This window comes from Enterobacter sp. PL_is514 (genome assembly GCF_055816715.1).
This window is the reverse complement of record NZ_JBVPGN010000012.1, coordinates 1-838: the sequence shown is the minus strand read 5'-3', so window position 1 is coordinate 838 and position 838 is coordinate 1. Positions and strand designations below refer to the sequence as shown.

1 protein-coding gene is annotated in these 838 nt (G+C 67.9%); it reads left to right on the top strand.

The genetic code is table 11. The features are described 5' to 3' along the window. Positions 1-838, top strand: an 838-nt coding sequence (locus tag AC0TNG_RS00165; protein WP_473723524.1) for a hypothetical protein, incomplete at both ends; no start/stop codon positions are given.

Sequence of the window (838 nt, the reverse complement as noted above, 5' to 3'; positions counted from 1 at the left end):
TGATGGCCGGTACCGACGCGCAGTTTAACAGCGCGTCGGTGACCAACGGCGGCACGCTGCAGGGGACACATTCCCTCACGGCGACCGGGGCACAGCTCAGCAACCAGCAGGCGGGCATGCTGCTCTCCGGCGGCGCGCTCGACCTGCACCACACCACCCTGAACAACGCCGGGCTGCTGCAGGGCAACACCCTGAACCTGGCCACCGGCGAGTGGATCAACACCGGCAATGCGCTGGGTGAAGCGGGTATCACTGCGGCGGTGACGGGCGCGTTGACCAACAGCGGCAAGGTGCTCAGCCAGCAGGCGGCGGACGTCCAGGCCGGCAGGACCGATAACCGGGGCCAGCTGCTGGCAAAAGTGCTGACCCTGCGGGGTGACCTGCAGAACAGCGGCCTGCTTCAGGGGAGCAGCACGCTGGCCTGGTCCGGGAACACCTTCACGAACCAGCCTCAGGGCCAGGTGACGGGCGGCGAGACCCTGACCCTGAGCGGACAAACCCTCAGCAACGCGGGCAGCCTTCAGGGGCGCAGCGCGACGCTTGAGGCCGGGAGCCTGAATAACCAGGGCAGCATTCAGACGCTGGACGGCCTGACCCTTTCCGCGACCGGCAGGCTGGATAACACGGGCGCCCTGCTCAGCCAGAACCTGTTCACGCTGACGGCGGCGCAGCTGTTCAACGACGGCCAGCTGGCCGGGAAGGCGCTCACGGTGAACGCCGCGCAGCTGAACAACACCGGGATTCTTCAGGGCAACGACACGCTGGCGCTGACCACCCGCGCGCTGAGCAACGGCGCCACCGGGCGGCTGGTGAGCGGCAGTTCTCTGGACGTATCCCT